We start from the raw sequence: 26,275 nt of genomic DNA on the forward strand, positions 1-26,275 counted from the left end.
CTGATCAAACAAAAGGTTATAGCGCTGCGAGCTACACTCAGAGTGCTCACAGCATGACTCAAATATGAGGAGACGCGCGTGAAGATACTGATGGTATTGACCTCCCACGACCAACTGGGAGATACCGGGCAAAAAACCGGCTTCTGGCTCGAGGAGTTCGCCGCTCCGTACTACGTATTTGTGGATGCGGGGGCAGATATCACCCTTGCTTCCCCGCAAGGCGGTCAGCCGCCCATCGACCCGAAAAGTGATGCGGACGATGCCCAGACTCTGGCGACACGTCGCTTCAAGAGTGACGGTTTGGCGCAGCAGGCCCTTGCCAATACCAAGTCGCTGGATGAAGTCGATGTGGAGGGCTATGACGCGCTGTTTTATCCCGGCGGTCACGGTCCTTTGTGGGATCTGGCTGAAGATCAGCGCTCCATTGCGCTTATTCAGGGCTTCTATCGCTCGGACAAACCCGTGGGTGCGGTATGCCACGCGCCGGCAGTGTTTCGCCATACCGTAGATTCCCACGGTGACCCACTGGTTCAGGGCCGCAAGGCCACCGGGTTTAGCAACAGTGAAGAGGAGGGGGTCGGCCTGACCGACGTGGTCCCATTCCTGGTGGAAGATATGCTGAAACAGCATGGTGCCGACTACTCCAAGACCGATGACTGGCAAAGCCATGTCACCACCGACGGCTTGCTGATCATGGGGCAGAACCCCGCGTCTTCGGAGGCCACGGCGCGCGCGCTGCTGGGGGCTCTGGCATAACTGCGGCCGGGTATGCCCTTTGTGGTCGACTTTACTTGCGGGGATTAGCGCGTAGAATACCCGACCATAGAGCTCGGTTATTCCGTGCCGGCCATTGCAAGCCCTGAGATTTGAGAAGGTCTATGTCAGAAAAGTCGTCAGAATTGAACGTTACCATCACCGAGTCTGCCCAGGAGTACCTACGGGACCTCCTGGCCAAGCAGGACTGTGAAGGTATCGCTATCCGTATGTTTGTCTCCAACCCGGGTACCCCAAACGCGGAAACCTGTATCGCTTACAGCCGCCCCGGTGAAGAGAAAGAAGGTGACCTGGAAATGCAGCTGGATGGCTTCAAAGCGTTCTTTGAAGGTCGCAGCGTGCCGTACCTGGATGAGGCTCGCGTTGATTACTCGGCGGACAAGATGGGTGGTCAGCTGACTATTCGTGCACCCAATTCCCGCATGCCCAAGGTTACCGATGACAGCCCGATCGAAGATCGCATCAACTACGTGCTGTACAGTGAGGTAAACCCCGGTCTGGCCTCCCACGGTGGTCAGGTGAGCCTGGTAGAAGTTACCGAAGACATGTTTGCGGTACTGAAGTTTGGCGGCGGTTGCCAGGGCTGCGGCATGGTCGATATGACCCTGAAAGAGGGTGTCGAGAAAACCTTGAAAGAAAAGGTGCCCGAGCTTGAGGGCGTGAAGGATATTACCGACCACTCGGATAAATCTCAGGCTTACTACTGATCCTGTTTGACCTTGTAAGCAGAGACAAAAAACGCGGCCCGAGCCGCGTTTTTTTATGTCTGTAAGATTTACCCACGATCTAACCATTCATCCGCTTTTTGGTTTTACTGGTCGCTTGCGCCGTGGTGGGGTCATCGGGCCAGAAGTGTTTTTGATATTTAATGCGCAATTCCTTTTTCACTTCCTGGTAGGTATTTTCCCAGAAGCTCGCCAGATCGCGAGTGACCTGGACCGGGCGCCGCGCTGGGGACAGCAGGTGAATCATCAGCGGGTAGCGACCATTAATAATCGTCGGGGTTTCGCCGAGGCCAAACATCTCTTGTAAGCGAACGGGCAAGACTGGCGGCGTCTCCCTGTAGTCAATGGCAATACGGGAGCCACTGGGCACTTGAATGTGGATCGGAGCCAACGTATCGAGTTGTTGCTGGGTGGACCACTCCAGCTGTGAGAGCAGAATGCTTTTGAGGTCCAGCTGCTTCAACTGGTCCAATTTGCTGAAGCCGTTCAGGTGCGGGAGCAGCCACGACTCAAGGGACTCAAGCAGGGACGCTTCGCTCCATTCGGGCAATGCCAGCCCATCCAGTAAGTCGGCAAATTGTTCCCGCTCGCGGTAAAGAAAGCGCACGCGTTCCAGCAGATTCTCCGACTCTTTCGTCCATGGCAGCAGCCTCAAACCACCCTGGCGAATGGCATCGAGCAACGCGCGGCTGAGCAGCTCGGGGGAAATATCCTGTGCAGGTTTTTCCTCCAGTATCAGCTTGCCAAGCCGGGTCTGCTTGCTGGCGATAGCGCGGCCAGCACTGCTATCCCAGCGCACAGTCTCGCGCTGTTCAATAAGCTCGGAAAAGTATTCGTGCAAAAGCTCGCGGTCAATGCGCGCTGCCAGTTGAACGCGCGCGTCGCGACCCTGGCCGTCAAGGTCCGCGACGACGAGGAACGCTTCCTGGGCCAAATCGTCGTCGTGGGAGAAGTGGGCGCCGCGCCCGTTCGAAAGCAGGAAGCGCCGTTCGCGGTCGTGTCGATTTTTTGCAATTCTGTCGGGGTAGGCGAGGCCCAGTAAAACACCGGTGGCGTCGCGGGCGTCCGCGATTGCCGCTGAAGTCGCATCGCTCCCCGTGAGTTGGGCACGCCAGGTCTTCGCCTGCTGGCGGATGCGCTGAATCGAAGCGAAGTCCGCGCGGCTATTTTTGGTGCGGCCGAGCAATACTTCCATGCGTTTATGGATGTCTCTATCCCAGCGCTGATCCCCGCGGAAGATATCACGCTCCGATAAGAGTGCGGCGAGTAGGGTGGCCGGCTCCTGCAGGCCCAGCTCAACGCTGCGCAACATCATGTGCGCCAGTCGGGGGTGGGTGCCGAGCTGCAGTATTTGCTGCCCGTGCGGGGTAATCCGCAATTGCGTGTCGAGCGCCCCCAGCTCGATTAGTAATTCTTGTGCCTGTGCCGTGGGTCCCGGTGGTGGCAGATCCAGCCAGCGCAGTTCACTCGGTTCGCTCACACCCCACTGGGCCAGTTCGAGCATTACGGGGGCCAGGTCACTTAACAGTATTTCCGGGCTGTTCTTTTTCGCCATGCCCCGCTGTGTGGATTCGCTCCACAGGCGCAGGCAATATCCTTCGCTGATTCGTCCTGCGCGTCCGGTGCGCTGGGTAGCGGAGGCCTGGGATATCTGCGTGGTAACCAGTCGGTTCATGCCCGTATTGGGATCGAAGCGCGATTCCCGCATAAGCCCCGCATCCACCACCACACGAATGCCTTCGATGGTTAGTGAGGTCTCGGCGACATTGGTGGCGAGCACAATTTTGCGCTTGCCATCGGGGCAGGGCGCGATGGCGGCGTCCTGCTGCTCTTTTTTCAAAGCGCCATAAAGCGGTGAGATTAATACGTTTGGCTGCCTACTGAAAGATTCCTTGAGGGCACTTTCTACTTGGCGAATCTCGCCGACCCCCGGGAGAAACACAAGCGCGCTGCCATCTCGCTGAGCCAGCAGTTCACTCACTTTACGTGCCACGGTTGCCGGCAGTTGGCGGATGTTCTCAGGTACCTGCTGGTGGGGGAGGTACGCAATATCGACAGGGAAGGCGCGGCCTTCACTGGTAATCACCGGGGCCTCATCGAGCAGGCCGGCGACGGCTTCCGTATCAAGCGTTGCCGACATGACCAGCAGCTTCAAATCCTCGCGCAACACTTCCTGAGACTGCAGGCACAGGGCCAGTGCCAGGTCACCCTGCAGATTGCGTTCATGGAATTCGTCGAAAATGACCAGTGCGGTACCGGTGAGCTCGGGGTCGGATTGCAGCAAGCGGGTGAGAATCCCTTCGGTCACCACGAGGATGCGTGTATCACGGCTGTATTTGCGCTCTGCGCGAATCTGATATCCGACGGTTTTGCCCACCGGCTCGCCAAGCAGGTCGGCCATACGAGCGGCAGCAGATCGGGCCGCTAGGCGCCGAGGCTCCAGCATGATGATTCTGCGGCCTTCAAGCCATGGGCTAGCCAGCAGCGCCAATGGCACCGCGGTAGTCTTACCGGCGCCGGGGGGCGCCTGCAGAACAACATTGTTTTCTTGGTTGAGGCGGTCGCGCAGTTGGGGCAACACCTCGTGGATAGGTAACTCAGGCATAGCTGGTATTATACCGGGCAAAAGGCGCGGTGCGGCTAACGCCGAATCATCGGCGCTACAGGAGGAATATCTGCGAGGGCGGTGTCTATGGAACACAAATTTTGGCTGGATAAATGGCACAAAAACGAAATTGGCTTCCACAATCCGGATGCGCACCCATTGCTGGTTGAGCATCTGGATGCGCTGGGGCTAACGGCCGGTGCCCGGATTTTTCTGCCGCTGTGCGGCAAAACACTGGATATCGCCTGGTTGCTACAAAACGGCTACCGCGTTGTCGGCGCTGAGTTGAGTGAGCTGGCAATCCAGCAGCTGTTTGCGCAGCTTGGTGCGGAGCCGCAGATCACTCAGGTGGGTAACGCAAAGCTCTACAGCGCGGGGCAGTTGGAGGTCTTTGTTGGGGATTTTTTCGAACTGACGCGCGATGCGTTGGGTCCCATCGATGCGGTGTACGATCGCGCCGCGCTGGTAGCGCTGCCGGAGGCAATGCGCACAGCCTACGCAGCGCACCTGATCGCGCTTACCGGGGCTGCTCCTCAGCTGTTGCTGGCGATTGATTACGATCAGAGCCAATTGCCAGGGCCGCCATTTTGTGTGGATGCTGCCGAGGTTCACCGGCTTTACGACAGCGCCTACAAGACGGAGCAGCTGGGCTCCGCCGAAATTGATGGCGGCTTGAAGGGCAAGGTGCCGGCCCGCGAGATCGTTTGGCTGCTGAGGTAGCGGCGTCATGAAACCGGGTGATCAAGGAGTTTCCACCCAAATATCAAAAGAACAACAGTACAAAGTACGCAACCAAAGTACACAGCAATGACGCAGCACATATCAGGGATTGATTGGGGGGTTATCGCCGCTTACTGCATTGGCCTGCTGGCCATGGCTTACTGGTTGTCGCGCCGCCAGGGCAGCCGGGAAGATTACTATGTTGCCGGGCGTAATCTGGGGCCGTGGCCGGTAGGCCTGTCGATCATGGCCACCCAGTGCTCTACCAACAGTATCCTTGGAGCGCCGGCCTTTGTTGCGTTTGCTGCGGGTGGTGGCCTGTTGTGGCTGCAATATGAGTTGGCAGTGCCCCTGGCCATGGTGGTATTGATCCTGTTCGTGATGCCGCTGTTTCGCCACCTCAATCTCGTTTCTGTGTATGCCTATCTCGAGCGGCGCTTTGATTTGGCCACACGCCTGACTCTTAGCGGATTGTTTCTATTCGTTCGCGCGTTTGCCACCGCCGTTACCGTCTACAGCATTGCTCTGGTGATTGATTTGATTACCGGGTTGGGCTTTTTCGCTTCCGTGTTGCTACTCGGAGCCTTTACGGTGGTATATGACGTGATGGGCGGGATTCGTGGTGTTATCTATTCCGATGTACTGCAGTTGCTCATTCTCGTAATCATGCTGCTGGTGGTTCTGGTTTCGCTGACGACCGCCGCCGGAGGCATGGACACGATGTGGCAGGCCTTCGACAGTGAGCGGAAAACCACGCTCGACTTTGCACACCACGGTTTTGGCGATGGCAAGACGTTCGCGTTTTGGCCAATGCTATTTGGTGGGCTTTTTCTGTATGTCTCCTATTACGGTTGCGATCAGAGCCAGGTGCAGAGGCAGCTCAGTACCCGCAATATTGACGCCACCAATAATGCACTGCTGATCAATGGCGTGTTGCGCTTCCCGCTGGTGTTTCTGTACTGCCTGGTAGGCGTGGGTATCGGCGTGTACGCCGCACAGCACCCGGCATTCGTCTCAGCATTGCCGACGACCGGGCAGGGGCCTCAATACAATCTTGCTGTGCCGCTCTACATGATCAACGCGTTACCCGTTGGGTTGGTGGGGCTGAGTCTGGTGGCGTTGTTTGCCGCTGCGATGTCGTCCCTCGATTCGGTGTTGAACTCGTTAAGTGCCACGACCATGGAAGATTACGTTCGGCGGTTCCACCGTGGGCATTGGACGGCACGAAAAGAGTTGGTGTATTCGCGGGGCATAACGGCGGTCTGGGGCGTTGTTACGCTGGTAATGGCGTTTTACGTGGGCGATATTGCGCCTACGGTGTTGGAAGCCATCAACAAAGTCGGCTCGCTGGCGAATGGGCCGATTCTGGCGGTGTTCATACTGGGCTTCTTGGTCAAGCGTGTGGCGGGGCCGCAGGTCATTGTTGGGCTGTCACTCGGGGTGGCGGTAAATGGCATATGTTGGCTGACTATGCCGGAAATTTCCTGGCTGTGGTGGAATGTGATTGGCTTTTTCGTGACTGTTGTTGCGGCAGTTGTGGCCTCTTTCTTGCCCAGCAACAAGCGGAAAAGTGAAGCAGCAGCAACTGAAGGTGAGTCGGATTTATACGAACAGGCAATACGTCACCACTTGCGCACGGAGGGCAAGGTTAATTGGTATCGCCGCAGTGCCTGGCTCCTTGTGTGGTTTCTGTGCCTGTTCGTTCTGCTGCGCTGGTTGGAATAGGGCGCGCTAGTGTGAATGTCGCTTGGGCATGAGATACCAGAGCACGGCAGCCACCAGAAACAGTGCCGGCACATCGCCCAGTAAGTTTGCCCGTTCGGTCTCGTCTACCAAGGCCTGCACCAGCATGATGGCGCCGTGCACGATGCTGGACCAAATGGTAAACCAGATAAGGCTCAGGTTTTCCAGAGGGTTTTTTGCCGCCCTGATCAGGAATACGCCGAGCGTTGCGTAGAGTCCCATAATCATTTGCTCGTATTCCGGCTGCCGCGGCGTCCAGCCCCAGCCGGACGGCCATACCCACATCATCATGATGTAGATCCCAAAGATAAAGAAGATGCCAAGGACGACGAGAGCGATCTTCAGATATTGCATTCTCTGTGCGTCAGTCATTGTCGGTTCCTGTTGCCTAATGTGTGCAGTGGATTTGGTTGCTATTCAAGTAGTGTAGATAGAATTCCGGGGATGCTCGGGCGCGCACTGACGCATGTGCGTATAGGGTGGCTCGCGGGAGACGAAAAGAATGAAGTGATATTGTGCGGGCAAAAAAAAGGCCGGCAAAACCGGCCTGTAATAAGCGTGAAACTGTTTAGCCTTTGCGGGCCTGAAGCGGTTCGCGCAGCTGCTCCGCCATACCGAGCAACAGGGATTCGGTGGTTTCCCAGTCGATGCACTTATCGGTAACGGATACGCCGTATTCCATCTTGCTGCGATCTTTGTTGATCTTCTGGTTGCCGGCCTTCAGGTTACTTTCCACCATGATGCCGATAATGGATTTGTTGCCATCCAGAATCTGGTGCGTCACGTTGTCCACCACCAGCGGCTGCAATTCGTGGTTCTTGTTGGAGTTGGCGTGACTGCAGTCCACCATGATGTTGGGCACTAGGCCTGCTGCTTCGAGTTCTTTCTCGCAGACTGCCACACTTACGGAGTCGTAGTTCGGCTTGTCATTGCCACCACGGAGTACCACGTGGCCGTATTTGTTGCCAGCAGTGTGGATGATGGCAACCTGACCATCTTTGTTGATGCCCAGGAAGCGGTGTGGGTTGGCAGTGGACTGAAGCGCATTGATGGCTACTTCCAGGCTGCCATCGGTGCCGTTCTTAAAGCCCACTGCGGAAGATAGACCGCTGGCCATTTCGCGATGTGTCTGGGATTCGGTGGTACGGGCACCGATCGCAGACCAGGAAATCAGATCCTGCAGGTACTGCGGTGAGATCGGATCCAGCGCCTCGGTGGAGGTTGGCAGGCCCAGCTCGGCAACATCCAGCAGAAGCTTGCGGCCAATGTGCAGGCCGTCTTCAATCTTGAACGAATCGTCCAGATGCGGATCGTTAATCAATCCTTTCCAGCCCACGGTGGTGCGGGGCTTTTCAAAATACACACGCATCACGATCAGCAGGGTGTCAGAGACCTTATCGGCCAGCGCCTTCAGGCGCTTGGCATAATCGATGGCCGCATCGACGTCGTGAACGGAACAGGGGCCGATCACAACCATCAGGCGGTGGTCTTTGCGGTCGAGAATATCGCGCACGGCGGTACGGCCGGCGGCCACAGAAGCTTCAGCTGCCTCACTAACGGGCAGTTCTGATTTCAGCGCTTCCGGTGTAATCAGGATGTCCTGGGAGACGACGTTAAGGTCGTCGAACTGCTGCGTGGTCATGGTTAAATCACTACTTATTTAGATAATTTGGTCGCGTCCTTGCCCTCAGCACAGAGCTGCGGGGCAGTTATGCTACCTAGTGACTGGTGGTAGGGCTAGGGTTTCATTTGAAACAGTTTTAGCTGTCACGAGTTTGTACAGTGTGCGCAAAATTTATCTAGCTTTGATGCACATGCTAAGGATGGGGTTGCTCGACTATGTGGCTGGCCGTATCGGGGTAGGATGGTGAGTGCGCGAGTGTCGGGCTGAAGAGGGGGCTGCGTTAGTCGCCGATCCGGCCCCATTCAGGGCCGGTTCCAAGCAGAGCTTTTAACCTTACTCCGGCGGTAGCTCCGCCAGTGTTTGCAGCAGAGGGAAGTACAGCGCACAGCGTATGGATGTTTCGCCGCGCTGGTAGAACAGGCGTCGGTAGCGATCCAGCTGATAGCGGTATTGCTCCAGCTGCGCGGCAATAAAGTCTGCCGGTTCTTCACCGGCACTCGGTTCTGCGGTCTTGTAATCGACGATCCAGCGGCTGCCTTCGGCATCGATAAAAGTACGGTCAATAATGTTACGGCGCAGCTGGCCACCCCCGGTGTGGATTTCCAGCTCGGCGGCAGATTCTCGATGACTTGCGTCGAGTAACCAGCGTCCGGTCTCACAACTGAGTGTGCGGGCGATCGCCTGTTCAACTTTTTCGGCCGCGCTTTCGTGGTTGCGTCCGCTTAAGCCAGCCTCGGAGAGTCGCAATTGCCAAAGCGGCCGCAGCTCGCTGATCAGTTCAGGTGCGGGGCGTTGCAAGCGCTCCGGTGCTTCGGTGAGTGTCGCCAGGGTTTCATGGGCAACGGTGCCTGCGTGCCGGAACCAGCGCTGATGTACCTGCCCAAGTTCGGGCAAGTTGCGTTCTTCCTCCGCGTCCTGCGCATCCTCGCCGGGTGCGGCTTGTGTGCTTGTCACCCGGTAACGGGCCAGCAGGTTTCCATGAGGGTAAGCGCTGGGCTGCCAGCCCAGGGGCAACTGCAACAGATAGTTGTGATCGGTTGCGTCAGCATCGGCTGCCGGCTCCGGACTCTCAAGCCAATGACACCAATTACTGCCGTCCTGTTGGCTGAGCGCGGGCCAGATGCTGGCAAGCAGTGATGCGGGCGTGGGCGCCTTATAGTCCTCATTTTTCTTGTCGGAAGACTTCACGTTGGCCAGCAGATACAGGCTGTGGATCGCACGGGTGCAGCCCACGTACAGCAGGCGCGTACCTTCGAGTCGCTCGCGCTCGCTGTTGTCGTGTTTGACGTAGGCGTAAAGCGGGTCTTTGCCGCTGCGCGGGCTTTTGGGCGCGAGCAGAAAACGGTTATCTGCCTCGGCATTTAGCCAGCTGCACCAGCGCAAAAGCTGGTCACTGCCGCCGGCACCGCCGGACTTATCCAGGCCGGGAATGATTACATGGTCAAATTCCAGACCCTTGGACTTGTGGATTGTCATCACCTGCACGGTGGCCTGTTGTGCGGGGCGCGCGAACAACGTTTCCAGGGCTTGTTCGAATGCGGGCCAATCGCCGATTCGACCGCCTTGGTCGTATTTTTCCAGAAGCTGGAAAAAGTCAGCGGCGTTACTCAGTTCCTGCTTGTCTGCCACACTCGCTGGTCCGCCGAGGGCGAGCCACAGGCCTTCGATCCAAACCCGCAGAGGCTTACGGCCACGTTGCTGCCACGCTTCGAGGATGACTGGCAGGCTTCGCTGCAAACGTTGCGCGCCATCTTCGCTCAACCCTGCCACTGCCTGGCCACTGTGCAGGTTGTTTAGCAAGGTGTTTAGGAGGGGCGCGTTTTTCGGGTCGCGCGGGTCGCGTAGCTTTGCGTCGTCGAGATTGTTGGTCTCTGCAGTGGCGTTGGCCAGTGCATGCAGGTCGGGCAGGGTGAGGCCGCACCAGGGGGCGCGCAGTACCGATAACCAGCTAATGCGGTCCGATGGATCTTGCAAGGCGCGTGTCAGGCTGAGCAAGTCCAGCACGACCATTTTGCTGGCCAAGGGCGAGAGGTCCTGGGCCTGGTAAGGAATACCGGCACGGGTGAGTTCCGGCAAGATCTGTTGCAGGTGCTTTTTATTGCGCACCAGAATGGCGATGCTTGCAGAGGGGGTTTGCGCCTGCAGGTCCTGCACTATTTGCCGAGTTTTCTCCGCTTCCAGCAAACGTTCGTTATCGTCTGTGCAGCCATAAAAGGTGACGGGTTCACCTTCCCAGGAGCGCGGCTTGAAGGCGACGGATTCCAGATAGCGCACGGCGCCGCGGCTGATATTGTCTTTGCGTGGGAAGGCGCGCGCGAAGGTGGTATTAACCCAGTCCACCACAGCGGTACTGGAGCGGAAATTCACCTGTAGATTCAGTGGTACCAGCGGCAGTTCGCCAATCCCTTCGTTGCGCGCATCCAGAAAGATGCCCACGTTGGCATTGCGGAAGCCGTAGCAGGATTGCATGCCGTCGCCCACGATAAACAGGCTGCGCCCGTCTTGAGGCTCCCAGCCGGCGGTGAGTTTTTGCAGTAATTCCAGTTGTAACTGGGACGTGTCCTGGAATTCGTCTACCAGTATGTGCTGAATCTGCACGTCCAGCTTGAGCGCGACTTCACTGGGATCATCACTGCTGCCCAGTGCCGCCAGCGCCGCCTGCGCGACCTCGGTAAAGTCGGTCCCGCCGAGCTGCTGGAATATCAGTTTTAACTCTGCCACCAACAGCGGCAGGATGCGGGCCATCGAGCGCAGAATCTTCCACTGGCCGTCGTCCATACCGCCGGGAAGGGTACGCACTTCGGCGATCTGTTGCAGTAGCGCCTCATCGTCGGCCAAGGAAGCGAGCAGGGCACTAATTCGTGCCTTTTGTTCTTTGGCCTTCTCCGCGTCCGGAGACTTCTTGTCTGCGGCGGGAAAGCCAATGGTTTTGGTGACCGACTTGCGATAGGTGCCGGTACCCGTAACCAGTAGCTCAGCGAGCGCCAGCCACTGCGGCAGACCTTCCGCGTCACAGCTCGGCGCGCCGGCGATACCCGCAAGCTGGCTTATCGGATGCTCGGGCTTGTCTTTGCTGAGATTAGTGCCCGCGTAGTCCGCGAGTTCAATCAGTTCACCGAGGTGTGTTCCCAATCCAGCTTTCAGCGCGGCAAGCTGCCCTTCAATCAGTTCGTTGATTACGAAGGTGAAATAGTCCTCTGCCTGTTCCTGGTGAACGGCAAGCAGCGGTTCGAGCCACTGTTCCCGCTTTTCCAGCAGGGTCTGCAGCAGCCCGGTAACTTCCGGCAGATTGTTGTCGAGGTGCAGCAGCAGCTCTCCAAGATCCTGATCTAGAGGCTCTTGCTCCAGCTTCGTCAATAGATTGGCAATGGCCTTCTCGTAGGCGATCGCGGGCTGCTCCAGGGGTTCGCCCGGCGCGCCCAGTCCACTGTCGACGGGTAATTGGCTGGCGATATTTCGGCACAGTCCATCGATGGTCTGGATACGCAGGCGCTGAGGGCTCTCGAGTAGGTGCCATTGATGTTCCTGGTCGTGGGCCAACAAATTCTTTGCCAGCTGCCAGGTGATTTTTGCGTGGGGATTCTCCGGCTCCGGATTGTCCCGTGCGTCTAGTAAAGCATCGAGCAGTCGCTCGCGCATTTCACCCGCCGCTTTGCGGGTAAAGGTAATCGCCAGTACTTCTTCCGGCTGCTTGCAGGCTGCGAGTAATTTGAGCAGGCGTTGGGTCAGCAAGCCGGTTTTTCCGGAGCCCGCGGGAGCAGAAACCGCATAGCTTTGCGTGATGTCGAGCGCTTGTTCGCGCTGTCGGGCATCTACTGGTGTTGTAATGGTCATGATTGGCGTTCCGGCCAGCGGTTCAGCGGCCACAAATTCTTTTGGTTTTCGTTGTCCGCGGGGCGGTCGAAGCGGAGTGCGGCATACCCGGTTTTGTACTCCGAGGCGAGCGTTGCCAGTGCTTGTGCCCAGTGCTGGGTCAACTGATCCCAGTTGCCTAATTCCACTTCGGGGTTCTTCTGGCTGTCGCCAACCGCTTTTACGCCTTTGATGGCATGCGTAAGTTCACCAGTGCCAAGGTATTTGCAATCGCCATTTTTTACCGCGCCGTAGGCAATGCCTTTTACGTTTGGCAAGAACAGGGCATAGAGTGGCAATTGCGGCTCGCGCACGCGCGCTTGCAGCCAGTCGCTGACACTGGTTTGGCCTGTTTTGTAGTCGATTACCAGCTGTTCTTGCTGATCTGCAGAGGTGAGGTTGTCCAGCCGGTCCAGACGCAATGTCAGGGTCAAGCCCTCGAGATTCACGGTTGTTTGTGACTCAATTTGCGCAGCCTCAAATTGTGGGCGCGCCAGTTCTAGCGGCAACCATTGTTCAAAGATGTCTCCCAGACGACTTTTTTCCAGTGACCAGAATGCCTGCGGCAACTCCGGATGTTTTCGTTTAAGTCGCCCGATGGCGGCGTCAATACTGGTGTTGATCTGCAGTTTGCGCTGCTCTGGTGTCATTTCGGCAAGCTGGCGAGACGTTTTACAGTTCTCGAAGAAAGCGGCGAGCATTTCATGAATCAGGTTGCCGCGTTCGGCGGGGCTCAGGCCGAGGCCGGGTTGCATAAAACTGTCGGCACCCAGGCGGTAACGAAGTTGCGCATTGAGTGGGCACAGGGCCTGTGCTTTCAATACACCTGCGCCGCCGCGTACCTGTGTGCAATCTTCAGCAGAGAGCGGGGGGAGTGCTTCGTCGGGGATCTTCTCCAGTGCAGTTGCTTTCTCTAGCGTTTCGTAGAAGGTCTGCAGCGGGTCGCTATCGAGCCAATCCGCGGGGGCAGGGCTGCCAAATAGTGCGCTGAGAGATTGGCCTACGCCATCTTCCTCACAGGCGTAACTAACCACCACATCACTGCTGCTGTTTAGCAGGTCCTGGGTAAGCTGTTGCGCAAGCTCCAGTTCACGCTCGGCACTCGCGCGCGGCATTTTCCAATCTTTTTGCCAGAGGATGGGTAGCATCGGGTTGGGCGATGGCGGTGCCGGCCACTGTTGCTGTCCAAATCCCACTAGGCGTATATGCTCGAATGCGAGGCCACCCGCTTCCAGTACCCCGAGAATTTGCAGTGGCCCGTCGCGGGTTTCTGCCTGAAACGGACTGCGGCTGGCAATCTGTCGCAACAACTGCAGTGCCTTTCGTAGTGGCAGCGCGCCGGTGAATTCGCTGAGATTGGCAAAGCTTTCCAGTGCTTGTTCCCACAGCACCAGCTGCTGGTATTCCTGACTGTTGGGGTTGCGTGCGCCGGGCCAGCCGAGCTTCAGCAGTAGGTCAGAAAAACGCTGTGCCCAGACTTCCGCTGGAGCGCGCTGCCAGCGTCGGGCCCAGTCGCCCAGCTGGTTTAGTTGCCCGGGCAGGGGACTTTCAGGGGCAAGCTCTTCGGCGAGCTTCTCCGCCCAGGAACGCAGTACGTTTCCGGGTATCTCGCGCAACTCCAGCTTTTGCAGTCGCCGCATCAGGGCGCTGCGCAAATGCTGCTCGGCCGTTCCTTCATCCCCCCAGAAGGGGCTGAACAGCAGATTTCGCAGGGTGCTGTAATCAAACGAGTCCACGAGCGCTTCGAGCAGATCGAGCGATGCCGAACCGACCGGTGTCTTGGCCAGTGGCGTGCCCGCGGAAAAGTTGAAGGGTAGGGTGTACGCGGGTTGGGTCGGGGAGAACCACTGGGGTTCCAGCACCCGCGCGAAGACCTGTTCAACCTGGGCGCGACACTGGCCAAGGTTATTCACCACGATGCCGATGCTCGCATCCGGGTTCTGCGACAGTTTAGTGGCGGCCCAACGCGCCGCCTGCTGTAGTTCCTCTTCAAGATTATGACAGCGGCTAACTTTCAGGCTATTTGCAGCAGCTTCCGGGATACCGAACGGCATTACCTTTTCCGCCGCCGCGGCGAATAATTTGTCATTGAGTGGCGAGGATTGCACAAAGCCCGCTAGAGAAAGCTGCGGGAGCCGCGCCAGCTGTCCCTCTTCAAAGGCTTGCAATATGAGCAGGTCGCGCTGGTCCTGGGTAATTGCGTTGTGCTGCGCAAGCTTTTGCTGGAATGCGGGCAATAATTCGAATAGCGGGTAGTCGCCGGACTGCAGACCGGTATTTTCCCAGTGAGGCTTCAACACCTCTTCTGCGTTTTCCAATTGTTCGATTCGACACCACTGAAACAATTGCGCCAAAGCCCCGTCGCAGTGGCCTGCCAACTGTTGGGTGTTGATTAAGCCTTTATCCAGCGTGCTATCGATACAGGCTTGCCATAACAGCTGGCATTGCTCACGGTTAAGTACCCGTCGCATCGCTGGAGGCCATTGCTTTTGCTGTAGCTCAAACCAGAGGTTGTCGAGCCAGCCCTGCAGTGACTCTACCGCGGGCGGAGCCCAATTTTTGGTGCTGGCTGGCTGGAATGCGCCGAATACCTGCAAGCAGCGATTGCGCAGACGGTTGGTCGGGGTGAGAAGGAGACCACCCACCGGCAGTTCGTCGAGAATCTGCCGGAAAGGAAATGCAGGTTGCAGCATAGTGTTTGACGCTGAATAGGGTGTTTATTGCTGTTTTATTAGGCGCAGTGCACGCTGAAAATGTCCAGGTGTTGCGCAGAGAAGCTGAGGCTTCACAGGGCTACAGTCTAACCGCAATCGCCTGGTGCTGATACGTCGGGCCAAACTCGCCGAACGCCTGCAGAATTTGCTCGGATTGATGCTCACTGCTGGTGAGTAGTTGGCTGCTGTGCGGTTCGCTCGGCAGTGTGAGGTTGAGTTCGTCCAACCACCAGCGCACCCGGCGGGCAATGGCATCACCGGAGTCCAGCCAGATGAGTGGGCGCGGCGATGCCGCACTGAGTTCATCTCGCAGCAGCGGGAAGTGGGTGCAGGCCAGTACGGCGGTATCGAGGGTTTCCCCGTGCGGTCCACTAAACAGTCTTTCGATGACCGGAGCCAGATCTGCTGCGGTAATGGTCTCGCCGCGGAGCTTCGCTTCCGCCAGCGCCACCAGTTCAGGTGCGGGCACGTTGATCACACGGCTGCTATTAGCAAACTGATCAATTAGTTCCCGGGTGTAACGCCGGTTGACGGTGCCTTCGGTAGCAATCAGCGCAATGGTGCCCGTGCGGCTGCCGGCGGCGGCGGGCTTGATCGCGGGTACCACACCCACAACCGGTTGTTGTAGGAATTGCCGTAGCTCGGGGAGGGCCAGGGTGCTAGCGGTGTTGCAACCGACGACCAGTAAATCGGCATCACAGGCGGCCACCATACGGCTGGCAATATCGACGATACGTGGGCCCAGAGTGTCCTCTGGCTTGTCGCCGTAGGGGTAGAAGCCGTTATCGATACCGAAATGCAGGGTGAGACCGGGCATTTGCCGGCGGATCTCCCGCGCAATACTGATGGCGCCGACCCCGGAATCGAATATCAATGCGCTGGGGGCCTTGTTAGAATGGCGGCTGGATTGTTGGCCGCTTTCTACTGGCATGCGACAACCTGTCTCCCGTTAAGTACCTCTGGCCGGCAAGGATACCTCAGCCGACGCCCTGTGTAGCATATTCGATAACACTACCTAATAAGTTTAAGTGATTTTTATGACCTGGTTTCCCCTGCAAATGTCCCTGGAGCAGTCACTGCTGGCGGGCGGCCTGATTCTGGCGCTGATGCTCCTCGCATTTTGGGCTGGCAGGGCCGGTAGGGCGCGTCTGATCAGTCAGTTCCAGTCACTACAAGCCGAGCAGCAGGTCCAGCAGGCTCAGGCGCAGGTAGTGCAGGAGCGGGATACCCAGCAGCAGGTGGAGATCCAGCAGCTGCGTGAGGCGCTTTCTGACAAGTCTCAGCAGCTGGTGCGGCATCAGGTTCTGGTGGAGAAGGGCGAAGCTGCGCTCGCCGAGCAGAAGCAGCAGCTGGAACAGACGCGCGCGAGCATGACCCAGCAGTTCGAAAACCTTGCCAACCGGATTTTTGAAGAGAAACAGCAGGCCTTCCAGCGCCGCAGCGAAGATAGCCTGCGCAAGAGCCTCGATCCGCTGGAACGCCAGCTGGGCGACTTCCGCAAGCGCGTAGAACACGTATACGACCGGGAAAATGCCGAGCGCAACAGTCTGCTGGGCCAGATCAAGGCGCTGCGCGAACAAACCCAGCGTATTAGTGACGAGGCCCTGAACCTGACTTCGGCGCTGAAAGGCGACCGCAAGATTCAGGGTAACTGGGGTGAGGTGGTGCTCGAGCGCTTGCTGGAAGAGTCTGGCCTACAGAAAGGGCGTGAGTACGAAACGCAGGTCAGCTTTACCGCCGATGGTCGTCGCCGCCAGCCGGATGTGATCGTGCGCCTGCCAGAAAACAAGGACCTGATCATTGATTCCAAGGTCTCGCTGGTGGATTACGAACGCTACGCCTCGGCAGAGACCGACGAAGAGCGCACGCAGGCACTCAAGCAGCATGTGAACTCACTCCGCGCGCATATCACCGGCTTGAACAAAAAGGCCTACGAGCAGTTGGAGGGTGTGCGCACCCTCGATTTTGTATTTATCTTTGTACCGATTGAGGCCGCCTATATGCTCGCGATGCAGGCGGACCCGGAAATGTTCCGTTTCGCCTACGAGCGCCAAATTGTGCTGGTGAGCCCGACAACGTTGATGGCCACCCTGCGCACGGTTGAAAATATCTGGCGCTACGAGAAGCAAAATAAAAACGCGGAAAAGATCGCCGACGAGGCGGGCAAGCTGCACGACCAGTTTGCGCTGGTACTGGAGTCGCTGGATAACCTGGGTAGCCGTATCCGCCAGGCGGATGAAGCGTATCAGGAAACCTATAAGCGACTCGCTACCGGCCGCGGCAATGCGGTGAAGCGTATCGACAGTCTGCGCAAACTGGGGGCGAAGACCCGCAAGCAGATTGCCGCCGACTTGCGCGAGAAGGCGGAAGACAGCCACAAGTTGCCAACCTTGGCTTCGGAGCATGCTGCAACGGAAGATACTGCCGAGGAAGTGGAATAAGCCTTGGACGCAGTAGCCGATACCTTCTCGTTTGCGCTTTCCGTTACCGCGCCTATCTTTCTCACCCTGCTGGTGGGCTACGGACTTGCGCGCGCAAAACTACTTAGCAATTCATTCGTCGATGATGCATCGCGGTTGGTATTTCTGATCACGCTGCCGGCGCTGTTGTTTTTCAATATTTTCGGTTCCGATGCTGATCCAACGGACGAATGGCCTCTGCTCCTTGCTGGCTTACTGGGCACTGTGTTGACGGTTCCAATGGCTTGGTTGTGCGCCCGGCCACTGGCTTATGGGGACCGCAGTGCGTTTATTCAGGGGGCATTTCGCGGGAACCTCGGGATTATCGGGCTGGCATGGGCGGTTAATGCCTACGGCCCGTCGGGTCTGGCGCAGGCCGCATTACTGATGGCGGTCATCACTATCTTTTACAATATCGCGGCGGTTGCCCTGTTCGCGGTCTATTCGCAAAAGGCGAAGTTTAGCTGGCGGAAACTGGCCATCGACGTCGCGCGCAACCCGCTGATAGTGGCCATCGTTTCGGCGCTAGCCGCCAAAGCCATCGGCCTGCAGCTGCCACAAATGGTGGTACAGACTGGTGAGTACCTTGCATCGGTAACCCTGCCGTTGGCGCTGCTTTGTATTGGCGCATCTCTGGATTTGAGCATGTTGCGCCGCAGCTCCTTTGGCGCCGTGGTCGCCAGCGCATTCAAATTGCTCGTGGTCCCGCTGGTACTGGTGTCCATCGGCTGGGTGTTCCAGCTGGACGGGCAATCCATGGCGATTCTGTTTCTGCTCGCAGCCGCGCCAACAGCCTCGGCTTCCTTTATCATGGCGCGCGCGTTGGGCGGCAACAGTCAGTTGGCCGCCAACATTGTTGCGATCAGCACACTCTTTTCTATTGTTACCGCCAGCCTCGGACTGGCACTGTTGAAGGTAAACCTCCCATGACTGAAGTACCCGTGTGGATTCTGGTAATTGCCGGGCTGATTATTCTCGTGCTCTCCGCGATAGCCACTTACTACGTTCTTGAGCTGCGTGCAGCGCGCAAGCGCCAGGCACAGCAATTGGCAGAGCTCGAAGCGGCGGCTGAGGCGCAGCGTGAGCGGGTAAACAACAGTATTCAGATTATTGCCAAGACGCTGTTGGAAGATGGCGTGGGCCTAACTGAGGCTTCTATCCGGATCCGCGTACTGCTGGACTCTTTACAGGTGGATGGGTCGGTAAAGGAAGAGTTTGTTGCCTTCTACCAAATTTCGGATAAAACCAATCACATTCCCATCCTTGCGGAATGGAAAAAGCTCTCACCGAAGGAACGTTTTGCCTACGAAAAGGAAATGTTCAAAGTCGAGCAAGAGTTAGGTGATTTCGCTCTGGATGCGGCCAAGCGAATCCTCGGTAGGAATTTTTAAGTACATAATTGGGGGCGGCCTGACACCGTCGGCGTGCCCGCTGCTAGTGAGCGTCGTACCACTTACTTGCGTACGAGTAATACACCAGATTCTGTATGATCGGTGTACGGGAACTGATCAAAAATCGCAAATCGCTCGATACGGTGGGTTTTGGTAAGTTCCGCCAGGTTTTCCAGCTGCGTCTCCGGGTTGCAGGAGATGTATAGAATTCTTGGAAAGCGGGCGATCATCGCGCAGGTGTCCTGGTCCAGGCCGGCACGGGGTGGATCCACCAGCACAGTGGAAAAGTCGTAACTGTCCAGGTCGAAGTCCTTCAGGCGTCGGAAAGGGCGCACCTTATCGATCGCCTGGGTAAACTCCTCGCTGGACAAGCGCAGTATCGCCAGGTTGTCCACGCCATTGGCAGCAATGTTTTCCTGTGCCGCGTTCACCGATACCTTGGAGATTTCCGTCGCCAATACCTGGCGGAAGTGTGCCGCCAGTGGAATGGTGAAATTTCCATTACCGCAGTAGAGTTCCAGCAAATCACCGCTGGTCTTGTCTTCGCTTGTTTGTGGGCAACAGCTTTTTGCCCAGCCGATCATCGAACGGCAAATCTCGCCATTGGGTTGTGTGAAGCTGCCTTCAACCTGCTTGTACTGGTATTCACGTCCATCGATATCCAGCTTTTCAATCACGTAGTCGCGCTCGAGCACCAGTTTCTGCTTACGTGAGCGTCCCAAAATGGGCACTCCCAGCTGTTCCTGCAGGGCGCGCGCCTCTGATTCCCACTCTTCCCCCAGGGGTTTGTGGTAAATCAGGGTAATTAGCGCATCGCCGCTCAATGTTGTCAGGAATTCGGTACAGAACAGCCGTTTGCGCAGCATTTCGCTCGCGTTGATGGCATCAAGTAACGGCGGCATCAGCTCGTTGATCCTGCGCGAGCCAACGGTAAACTCCTGGATCACAAACGGTTTTTTGTATTCGCCCTGTTTGTACATGGCGTAGTCCACGCGTCCGCCGTCTTGCCACATCTTGAATTCTGCGCGCAGGCGGTAGTGGCTGGGCGGGGAAGGGAAGACTTCCGGTGCCAGATCCGTGTAGGGCGTATAGGCCTCCCGCAGCCGGGCCACTTTCTGGTCCAGTTGCTGCTGGTATTCGTCGGTATTTACGCGGTGAAGTGCCATGGGATCAGCCGTACAATTGCAGTTTAGAGTGTGTCCAAATTTGGGGCGCGGATTATAACGGAAACCCCCAATCGATGTGAGATGGGTGTCGGAAAGGAGTGTTTATGGCAACAGGACAGCTAGAGATTGTAGTGCGGGGGCAGGGGCTGCACGAGTTCACCCGCGAGGTAGAGGGCTGGCTAGCCAGTCATTCCAATGGTGGCGACGGTCTGTGCACCCTGTTTATACAGCACACCTCCGCAAGCTTATTGATTCAGGAAAATGCTGACCCGAGCGCCCGTGTTGACCTGGAAAACTGGCTGAACCGGCTGGTTCCGGAAAATGACCCGCTTTACACGCACACCCTTGAGGGGCCGGATGACATGCCTGCGCACATCAAGGCCTCATTAACGGCATCCAGCCTGAGCATCCCGGTTATCGATGGTCGGCTGGCGCTGGGTACCTGGCAGGGCATCTATCTATGGGAACACCGCCATCATGCGGGCGCACGTCGAGTGATTTTGCATCTGACTTAAGTGGTAGCGTTTGATTCGGTACAGCTTTCAGTGCAGGCGGGATCTCTAGCACTGGGCGGGGCCATGGCGCACTGTATTGCGCATGCCAAAAAAAGGGCGCCGAAGCGCCCAATTCAATCTGCCGAACTAGAAGTGTCAGAAGGAAAATTTATAGCCCACTGACAGGTTGAACATCCAAGGGTCATAGATGTAGTCCCCGGAATAGGACTCAAAAATCGGCTCTAGGTCCGGGGGTGGCGGTACGTCATCGAAAACTCGCAGTCGCATATCGGTGTCGGCTCGCGTATACACCGCGGCAACGTTTACCAGCCAGGCACTATCACGCCCGAAGTTGAAATCCATACCTGCTTGCCACGTATAGCCCCAAGAGGAACCTAAGCCGAAGTTGCCACGCAGACCAACGTCGGCTAAGTCCCGCCGTACGGCACGGCTAAGGCGGGTTGAACCGAACTCTGTGTAGCTAATGCCACCACCGATGTAGGGTTGAACCAGGCACGTCTCATCAAGTGGGTAATACTTGAGGCTTAGGGTACTGATATCGGCATCAAAATTTGTGACATTGCGGTATTCCACATCATCGAAGCCGAGTGTGAAATAGCTGTCAGCATGGCTGCTTGAGTGGCTGTCGCCATCCATATAGGCGACCTCGATACCCCAATGCTCATGCGGTTTCCATTCGAAGTTGATTAACCAACCCCACTCGGAACCAGGGTCCACATTAGCGCGGAAGGCATCGGAAAACTCGAGCGTTTCATCGACGAAGCTAACTGTGTCATCACCCGGGGAAATATAGTATCCGCCAGCACGGACAATAAAATCCTGTGGTCCAGTCAGGCCGAGAGGGCCCGCCGAGGCGACGCCACTCAATCCCAAAGTTAACGGCGCCACTATAGGCAAAAGTTTCAACATCCTTTTCACTTGAGGTAACTCCTTGTATACCTGTTGAGTAAAAAGTGTAATACGGGACTATTTAACTTATGGAAAATACGACCAACTTAGGTGCCAAAATCGTATTCGGGCAGATGTGTTAGCGCTAAATGCGTTTACGCTCACAGGCAATTGGTAGGTTTGGGGAGCCCGGCGATCTTGCTGCCGATTTTGGCCGGGCTCGGCGGGAAGAGTTGCATCAGAAAGATACTGCGGCCTTTCTCCGGCCCCAGATGTTGCCCGACATACTTCACCAGTGGTCGCATCGCCGGAGACAGCTCGAATTCCTGATAGAAATCGCGCAGTAGCGTAATCACGTCCCAATGGTCCCGAGTGAGCTCGATGTTTTCTCGGGTCGCCAGCGCGGTGGCCACTTCCGGGCTCCAATCGTTTAGGTCGCGCAAAAAGCCTTCTTTGTCGAGCGCGATCTCACGCCCTGCAATTACCAAATTATCCATGGCTAACTTACCTGAACCAGCTAACAATGGGTGTGTGCGCCACGCACAAATCTACCCACGCCGCTTCATCGATGCCTTTTACGCCTTGAGCCAGTTTTACTCCGCGCGCGTGCGCGTCGGCCGTCAAGGCGTAGATATTGTCTTGAGGTAATTTGTGGTGTGTGGGCGCAGTCGCTGCATAGACCGCGTCCTCGATCAGCAACAGTGCATCACCCTCGACAAAGGACGCTAAGCAATCATGGAGCGCGCTTCCCCCCAGTGGGGATTGATTGACGATATGCAGGGTCATGTTAAAAGCTCAGTACCTGATCAAAGTCGCGAATGAAGGCGCCGGTGTCGGCCAGTAAAACAAGCTCCGCCCCAGCAAGCTGCAGCGTGTCGGTGGCAATACCCCGTGCTGCAACGCTTTTCTCGCATACATGGATCTGCTCTATGCCAAACATTGGCATGGCCTGTAGATTCCGCCGCAGGCTCTTCTCATTAATCGCCTGCGGGTCCTGTTCAAGCAGCTGGTATACGCCGTCGCCGGTGAAGAGGACTGCGGGAATCTGATCCATGGCGGCACAGGCCAGAATGGCCTCGAGACCTTCACGGGCGAGGGTGTTGCCGTAGGGCGCGTGCCGGCAGAGGGCAAGGATCGAGTTCGCCATTGCATTAGCCTCCAAAGCTGATTAGGCGGTCGCTGACAGCGGCCGCTTCTGCCAGCTGCCCGAGGCCGGCCAGGCTAAAGCCTGCGGCAAGGTTGGCGCTGGGCTTCTCCAGGCGGTTTGCTTCCGATTCACTGAGCAGACCACGGCGCTGGGCCGCGGCGATACACACGGTAAGATCGAGTGCGTGATCCTGTTGCAGGGACTGCCACTGGCCCAGCAAGTCCTGCTCATCTTGCGGGGGTGCGGCGAGGGCGCTGCCGTTATGTACGCCATCCGCGTAGAAAAACACCCGGTAGATACCGTGGCCCGCGGCAAGGGTTGCCTGGGCAAAACGGAGCGCGGTGGCGGCACCTTCCGAGCTGTGGGGCGCGCCATAAACCACAAGGGTAAATTGCATGGGTGTGTGTACCTGGTGTGAGTCTGATGGCCGTGTTCAGGCTGGAGGTTAGGTAAAGGGTGGCATACTGGCAAAAAAATGCCCCGCTAAGCGGGGCATTGGTTGAACCGGGTCAACGTGCTGATTAGTCGTCGGAAGCGAAGCCGAAGATGTGCAGCAGGCTGGTGAACAGGTTCAGGATGTTCAGGTACAGGGAAGTGGTTGCCATGATGTAGTTGGTCTCACCACCGTTCACGATACGGCTGGTGTCGTACAGGATGAAACCGGAGAACAACAGGGCAATCACGCCGCTCAGGGCTACGCTGGCCAGCGGCATATATACGCCGAAGAAGCTCGCGATCATCATGCCGATGGCACATACCAGTACGGCAATCAGGCCAACGAACAGGAAGCCGCCCATAAAGCTGAAGTCTTTACGGGTGGTCAGTACATAGGCAGACAGCGCGAAGAAGATCAGTGCGGTGGTACCCAGCGCCTGCATGATCACCTGGCCACTGCCTGCAGCAACGTAGTGGTTAAGAATGGGGCCCAGGGAGGCACCCAGCAGACCGGTGAAGGCGAAGACGACACCAACGCCTGCGCTGGAGTTAGCGGTACGCGGCAGTACCAGCCAGATCAGGGCCAGGGCGCCGAGGGAGCAGATGATGCCCATGCCGCGACCCATGCCGATTGCCATGGAAACGCCTGCGGTGACTGCGCTGAATAGAACAGTCATGGCCAGTAGTGCGTAGGTATTGCGCAGTACTTTGGCTGACTCCAAGCGGTCCACCGCTCGGGACTGTGTATAAACTTCGGGCTGCATTAGCGTCTCCTGCTAGTGAATAGATAATCTGTTGCGATCATATAACCAGTGCTTTTGACCTTCAAGTAGTCGTGAGGTTCGCCGAAATGGGGCAACTTGAGGAAAATCAGCGCGCAATGCCAGACTCTTGGAAATGGCGTTGCGGGGCACAATCAGACCGTATAAACCCAGTAATGGGGGCATTGGGGGCGATTTTCAATGACTGCCGGGTATCTTGATGTCGACGATCAGGGGCAGGTGATCGGAGGCCAGCCGGGTCAATTCGCTGCGCGGGACGTGGATATCATTCACATGAAGGCCTGGCTCCACAAACACGTAGTCAATGCGTGCCTTGGGCAAACGGCTGAAGAAGGTCCCTTTCGGCTTATGGCCAGGCATTTTCAGTTGTGCGTCATCCAGTACCTCGGTCACTTTCTTTATTTCGCCGGCTCCCGGAAGGGCATTGAAGTCACCGACGAGTATGCGGGGCTTATCCCGACACTCCGCATTGCCCAGCCAGTCCTCTCCGAGTAGCGCATCCACCTGTCGCTGTCGTTCACCTTTGGAGAGCCCCAGGTGCGTGTTGAACATCTGTATCGGAGTGCCGTAGAAGTCGATCTCCATCCACAGAGCGCCGCGGGGTTCGGCGCTATTGCGGAACCGCGAGTTTTCCGGTGGTCCGGGGAGGATGCCTTTCTTGATCAGGCGCACGGGAAGATGGGTCATGATGGCATCTCCGTAACGCTCATCCTCCAGGTGCATGGCCGGCTGAAAGTGGAAATCCATCGCCAGCAGCTTCGCGATTTGTTGGGCTTGATCCACGTCTCCGGTGCGCTTGCGGCGTACATCCACTTCCTGAAGCGCGACAATATCTGGGGAATAGAGCGCGATAACCCGGGCAATGCGCTCTGGCGAAAGCTTTCCGTCCATCCCTTTGCAAATATGTACGTTGTAGGTCATCACTCGGAGTGTATGCGGCTTCGATGGCTGCGGGTTCGTGCCGGGTTGTGCGCCCGTCGCAACCTGTGCTGGTGTTGCGGAGGGATCACTGCGTTCGGGCGAATCCATTTCCGTGGCTGTGGTCACTGCTGGTGGGGACTTCAGGTTTTGCGCTGGCTGCGCGCGCAGGAATGCGAGGGCGGCGTTGCGAATATCGCGGGGGCGCCAGTGGCCGCGGCCGTTTTTCGGGAAATGGATATCGCCCGGCATCAATGCGAATGCATGGGTTTCGTTAGGGCCGGCGCCGCCATGGCTGCCGGACTCTATGGCAAACGAGATACTTGGCAGGCCCGCGCAATAGCCGCTGACGACAAAATCACCGGCATCCGGGTGTCGGCACAGGTTTGCCAAATCTTCGATGGCTTCGTCGAGGAACGGGTGGTCCTCACCAAGGACTTTTTCCCCATCTTCTGGGAGTGCAAAGGCGCCGTGCCGCCACCAGCCGCGAATCTTTGTGACCTGCTTACCCTCGGCGTCGGTGTCCGATGATTCTTTATCTTCATAAAGAATCATCGGTGCGTCGGTCTTCTCAATGATAATTCGTGCGATTTCCGCGGGTGGGGTGTGGGTACAGTGGATGTTGTAGAGCAGGGCCAGCGGCCCCATGGCGGAAAGTGCCATGGGCGCATCACCGTCGCGCTGATCTTCAGTGACTTTTACCGGGAACAGCTTTTGTACCCACTGGCCACCAAACAGGCGGACGCGTTGCAGCTGTATGCCGTGGTTGGAACTGGAGCGATAGCCGCTGGGACTCTCCGGCAGTTCCGACAGGGCATCACTCACGGCATCGGCAAAGCTGCGTCCGTGCAGGCTCTCATAAGGCGTGCTGTCTTCCTGGCCATGATCGGAATAAATCCAGACGTCATAGTGGCGTCGGGAGGAGCGGTGCGCTGCGCGCCAGATTCGGGCAATCGCATCGTCAATACCTTTCAGCGTCCAATGTGCGAACGCCGAGCTGGGGCCGCGTCGGTGTGCCTGCTCGTCGTACCCCAGCAAGTTGATATAGATAACTGGCAGGCCGCGCGCGATATCGATCTTTACACCGACGGTAGAGAGCTCGCGCATCAAGATGGTGATGGCAATGCGCGTGGGTATAAACATGAGCTCGCGCAAAAAGTCCTGGCCACTGGTCAGTCCGCGAAAGAAATCCACCACCGATAAACAGAATTCGAGAAACAGCAGGCCCGCTGTGCGGATAAGGCTCCACAGGTTGACCAGCAGCATCAGGATCAGCGCTTTGGGACCAGCTTCCTTGAGTGAGGGCCCCCAGCCCTGCGAGGCTGGACAGAAATGCGCCTCGTCATGTTCTGCGCCGGCGCGAAACACGCTGACATAGCAACTGCCGTGCTGTAGTAGCGGTTCGTTACCGGTTTCTGTCAGACTGTCTTCGACCTTGGTTGCTGCATTGGATTCATACATGCGCAGCATTTCCTGGGAATCCGTCGACATAAACCCAAAGGCGGGCACCGCGCATTTTACCCCGTAAAAAATTTCTGCCTGCACCGCCGGTGTTGTCGCAGGGACCCCCGAGTACATGTTATCGAGGTGGTAGTGCTCCTCTCTGATCAGCTTGCTCACAAAGGGCATTTTGCCCTCGGCTAATGCGCGGTCCAGTTGCAGGCGTGCCAGTCCGTCAATCTGAATGAGTACCAGTGCAGGTGCTTCCGGTTCGCGCTCATTGATTTGCAGTTTGAGCGTGCGCGCCAGCCACTCGCTGCGGCTGACGCGGCGACGCCAGTTGCGGAGACGTGTGGCGATACGGGTCAACATCTGCA

22 protein-coding genes are annotated in these 26,275 nt (G+C 57.2%); 8 read left to right on the top strand and 14 right to left on the bottom strand.

Translation table 11 applies throughout. The annotated features are described in order from the left end of the window. Positions 1–78 precede the first annotated feature (78 nt). Positions 79–756 (top strand): type 1 glutamine amidotransferase domain-containing protein, encoded by a 678-nt coding sequence (locus LCM31_RS09865; protein WP_224869623.1) that lies wholly within the window; start codon positions 79–81, stop codon positions 754–756. Positions 757–878: 122 nt separating this feature from the next. After that, positions 879–1,481: a Fe-S biogenesis protein NfuA gene (nfuA, locus tag LCM31_RS09870; protein WP_224869625.1), complete on the top strand. Its 603-nt coding sequence runs from the start codon at positions 879–881 to the stop codon at positions 1,479–1,481. A gap of 79 nt (positions 1,482–1,560) precedes the next feature. Here nfuA and hrpB read toward each other — a convergent pair whose 3' ends face one another. Then, on the bottom strand, positions 1,561–4,104 hold the full coding sequence (hrpB, locus tag LCM31_RS09875) for an ATP-dependent helicase HrpB (RefSeq protein ID WP_224869627.1): 2,544 nt from the start codon (positions 4,102–4,104) through the stop codon (positions 1,561–1,563). A gap of 87 nt (positions 4,105–4,191) precedes the next feature. Between hrpB and tmpT the strand changes: the two genes are divergently transcribed. Both tmpT and LCM31_RS09885 read left to right on the top strand, forming a co-directional pair. Then, positions 4,192–4,824 carry a thiopurine S-methyltransferase gene (gene tmpT, locus LCM31_RS09880; protein ID WP_224869629.1) on the top strand — a complete coding sequence of 211 codons (633 nt, stop codon included), beginning with the start codon at positions 4,192–4,194 and terminating at the stop codon, positions 4,822–4,824. A gap of 87 nt (positions 4,825–4,911) precedes the next feature. Continuing rightward, positions 4,912–6,549 carry a sodium:solute symporter gene (locus LCM31_RS09885; RefSeq protein WP_224869631.1) on the top strand — a complete coding sequence of 546 codons (1,638 nt, stop codon included), beginning with the start codon at positions 4,912–4,914 and terminating at the stop codon, positions 6,547–6,549. 6 nt (positions 6,550–6,555) lie between these two features. Here LCM31_RS09885 and LCM31_RS09890 read toward each other — a convergent pair whose 3' ends face one another. From LCM31_RS09890 to murI, 5 genes are all read right to left on the bottom strand, one after another. Then, on the bottom strand, positions 6,556–6,939 hold the full coding sequence (locus LCM31_RS09890; protein ID WP_224869633.1) for a DUF6632 domain-containing protein: 384 nt from the start codon (positions 6,937–6,939) through the stop codon (positions 6,556–6,558). Between the two features lie 196 nt (positions 6,940–7,135). Next, positions 7,136–8,209 carry a 3-deoxy-7-phosphoheptulonate synthase gene (locus LCM31_RS09895; protein WP_224869635.1) on the bottom strand — a complete coding sequence of 358 codons (1,074 nt, stop codon included), beginning with the start codon at positions 8,207–8,209 and terminating at the stop codon, positions 7,136–7,138. 315 nt (positions 8,210–8,524) lie between these two features. Continuing rightward, entirely contained in the window at positions 8,525–12,025 is a 3,501-nt protein-coding gene (locus LCM31_RS09900; RefSeq protein ID WP_224869637.1) for a UvrD-helicase domain-containing protein, read from the bottom strand. Continuing rightward, a complete protein-coding gene (locus LCM31_RS09905) occupies positions 12,022–14,736 on the bottom strand; it encodes a PD-(D/E)XK nuclease family protein (RefSeq protein ID WP_224869639.1) in 2,715 nt (904 codons plus the stop codon). Before LCM31_RS09905 ends, LCM31_RS09900 begins: the two co-directional genes overlap by 4 nt. A gap of 100 nt (positions 14,737–14,836) precedes the next feature. After that, entirely contained in the window at positions 14,837–15,688 is an 852-nt protein-coding gene (gene murI, locus LCM31_RS09910) for a glutamate racemase (protein ID WP_224869641.1), read from the bottom strand. A gap of 106 nt (positions 15,689–15,794) precedes the next feature. Between murI and LCM31_RS09915 the strand changes: the two genes are divergently transcribed. The 3 genes from LCM31_RS09915 to LCM31_RS09925 are packed head-to-tail and all read left to right on the top strand — an operon-like array spanning position 15,795 to position 18,607. Continuing rightward, a complete protein-coding gene (locus LCM31_RS09915) occupies positions 15,795–17,198 on the top strand; it encodes a DNA recombination protein RmuC (RefSeq protein WP_224869643.1) in 1,404 nt (467 codons plus the stop codon). A 3-nt stretch (positions 17,199–17,201) separates the two neighbouring features. Next, a complete protein-coding gene (locus LCM31_RS09920; RefSeq protein ID WP_224869645.1) occupies positions 17,202–18,146 on the top strand; it encodes an AEC family transporter in 945 nt (314 codons plus the stop codon). Further along, entirely contained in the window at positions 18,143–18,607 is a 465-nt protein-coding gene (locus LCM31_RS09925) for a DUF2489 domain-containing protein (protein WP_222228372.1), read from the top strand. Before LCM31_RS09920 ends, LCM31_RS09925 begins: the two co-directional genes overlap by 4 nt. Positions 18,608–18,669: 62 nt before the next feature. Here LCM31_RS09925 and trmA read toward each other — a convergent pair whose 3' ends face one another. Next, positions 18,670–19,773 (bottom strand): tRNA (uridine(54)-C5)-methyltransferase TrmA, encoded by a 1,104-nt coding sequence (gene trmA, locus LCM31_RS09930; RefSeq protein ID WP_224869647.1) that lies wholly within the window; start codon positions 19,771–19,773, stop codon positions 18,670–18,672. Between the two features lie 104 nt (positions 19,774–19,877). Between trmA and LCM31_RS09935 the strand changes: the two genes are divergently transcribed. Next, on the top strand, positions 19,878–20,288 hold the full coding sequence (locus LCM31_RS09935) for a secondary thiamine-phosphate synthase enzyme YjbQ (RefSeq protein ID WP_224869649.1): 411 nt from the start codon (positions 19,878–19,880) through the stop codon (positions 20,286–20,288). Between the two features lie 135 nt (positions 20,289–20,423). Here the strand turns inward: LCM31_RS09935 and LCM31_RS09940 are convergent, their stop codons facing one another. The 7 genes from LCM31_RS09940 to LCM31_RS09970 all read right to left on the bottom strand — a co-directional run bounded on the left by LCM31_RS09940 (position 20,424) and on the right by LCM31_RS09970 (position 26,270). Next, entirely contained in the window at positions 20,424–21,197 is a 774-nt protein-coding gene (locus tag LCM31_RS09940; RefSeq protein ID WP_224869854.1) for an OmpW/AlkL family protein, read from the bottom strand. Positions 21,198–21,337: 140 nt separating this feature from the next. Next, positions 21,338–21,673: a TusE/DsrC/DsvC family sulfur relay protein gene (locus LCM31_RS09945; RefSeq protein WP_224869651.1), complete on the bottom strand. Its 336-nt coding sequence runs from the start codon at positions 21,671–21,673 to the stop codon at positions 21,338–21,340. Between the two features lie 7 nt (positions 21,674–21,680). Then, complete coding sequence (gene tusB, locus LCM31_RS09950; protein ID WP_224869653.1) at positions 21,681–21,962, bottom strand: sulfurtransferase complex subunit TusB; 282 nt, start codon at positions 21,960–21,962, stop codon at positions 21,681–21,683. Position 21,963: 1 nt separating this feature from the next. Next, positions 21,964–22,323 (bottom strand): sulfurtransferase complex subunit TusC, encoded by a 360-nt coding sequence (gene tusC / locus LCM31_RS09955; RefSeq protein ID WP_224869655.1) that lies wholly within the window; start codon positions 22,321–22,323, stop codon positions 21,964–21,966. Positions 22,324–22,327: 4 nt separating this feature from the next. Then, positions 22,328–22,720: a sulfurtransferase complex subunit TusD gene (tusD, locus tag LCM31_RS09960; protein ID WP_224869657.1), complete on the bottom strand. Its 393-nt coding sequence runs from the start codon at positions 22,718–22,720 to the stop codon at positions 22,328–22,330. A 124-nt stretch (positions 22,721–22,844) separates the two neighbouring features. After that, on the bottom strand, positions 22,845–23,522 hold the full coding sequence (locus tag LCM31_RS09965) for a Bax inhibitor-1/YccA family protein (protein WP_222246625.1): 678 nt from the start codon (positions 23,520–23,522) through the stop codon (positions 22,845–22,847). A gap of 195 nt (positions 23,523–23,717) precedes the next feature. Further along, positions 23,718–26,270, bottom strand: coding sequence for an endonuclease/exonuclease/phosphatase family protein (locus tag LCM31_RS09970; RefSeq protein ID WP_224869659.1), 2,553 nt, complete (start codon positions 26,268–26,270; stop codon positions 23,718–23,720). Positions 26,271–26,275 lie beyond the last annotated feature (5 nt).

It is taken from the genome of Microbulbifer agarilyticus (genome assembly GCF_020171345.1).
In the GTDB taxonomy this organism is placed as follows: Bacteria; Pseudomonadota; Gammaproteobacteria; order Pseudomonadales; family Cellvibrionaceae; genus Microbulbifer; species Microbulbifer agarilyticus_D.

Coding starts and splice junctions, on each gene's coding strand:
- LCM31_RS09940 (WP_224869854.1), bottom strand. CDS start 21,197: ATGTTGAAACTTTTGCCTATAGTGGCGCCGTTAACTTTGGGATTGAGT.
- LCM31_RS09890 (WP_224869633.1), bottom strand. CDS start 6,939: ATGACTGACGCACAGAGAATGCAATATCTGAAGATCGCTCTCGTCGTC.
- LCM31_RS09905 (WP_224869639.1), bottom strand. CDS start 14,736: ATGCTGCAACCTGCATTTCCTTTCCGGCAGATTCTCGACGAACTGCCG.
- tmpT (WP_224869629.1), top strand. CDS start 4,192: ATGGAACACAAATTTTGGCTGGATAAATGGCACAAAAACGAAATTGGC.
- tusD (WP_224869657.1), bottom strand. CDS start 22,720: ATGCAATTTACCCTTGTGGTTTATGGCGCGCCCCACAGCTCGGAAGGT.
- LCM31_RS09935 (WP_224869649.1), top strand. CDS start 19,878: ATGGCAACAGGACAGCTAGAGATTGTAGTGCGGGGGCAGGGGCTGCAC.
- murI (WP_224869641.1), bottom strand. CDS start 15,688: ATGCCAGTAGAAAGCGGCCAACAATCCAGCCGCCATTCTAACAAGGCC.
- LCM31_RS09965 (WP_222246625.1), bottom strand. CDS start 23,522: ATGCAGCCCGAAGTTTATACACAGTCCCGAGCGGTGGACCGCTTGGAG.
- tusC (WP_224869655.1), bottom strand. CDS start 22,323: ATGGCGAACTCGATCCTTGCCCTCTGCCGGCACGCGCCCTACGGCAAC.
- tusB (WP_224869653.1), bottom strand. CDS start 21,962: ATGACCCTGCATATCGTCAATCAATCCCCACTGGGGGGAAGCGCGCTC.
- LCM31_RS09885 (WP_224869631.1), top strand. CDS start 4,912: ATGACGCAGCACATATCAGGGATTGATTGGGGGGTTATCGCCGCTTAC.
- LCM31_RS09970 (WP_224869659.1), bottom strand. CDS start 26,270: ATGTTGACCCGTATCGCCACACGTCTCCGCAACTGGCGTCGCCGCGTC.
- LCM31_RS09900 (WP_224869637.1), bottom strand. CDS start 12,025: ATGACCATTACAACACCAGTAGATGCCCGACAGCGCGAACAAGCGCTC.
- LCM31_RS09915 (WP_224869643.1), top strand. CDS start 15,795: ATGACCTGGTTTCCCCTGCAAATGTCCCTGGAGCAGTCACTGCTGGCG.
- LCM31_RS09945 (WP_224869651.1), bottom strand. CDS start 21,673: ATGGATAATTTGGTAATTGCAGGGCGTGAGATCGCGCTCGACAAAGAA.
- trmA (WP_224869647.1), bottom strand. CDS start 19,773: ATGGCACTTCACCGCGTAAATACCGACGAATACCAGCAGCAACTGGAC.
- hrpB (WP_224869627.1), bottom strand. CDS start 4,104: ATGCCTGAGTTACCTATCCACGAGGTGTTGCCCCAACTGCGCGACCGC.
- nfuA (WP_224869625.1), top strand. CDS start 879: ATGTCAGAAAAGTCGTCAGAATTGAACGTTACCATCACCGAGTCTGCC.
- LCM31_RS09925 (WP_222228372.1), top strand. CDS start 18,143: ATGACTGAAGTACCCGTGTGGATTCTGGTAATTGCCGGGCTGATTATT.
- LCM31_RS09895 (WP_224869635.1), bottom strand. CDS start 8,209: ATGACCACGCAGCAGTTCGACGACCTTAACGTCGTCTCCCAGGACATC.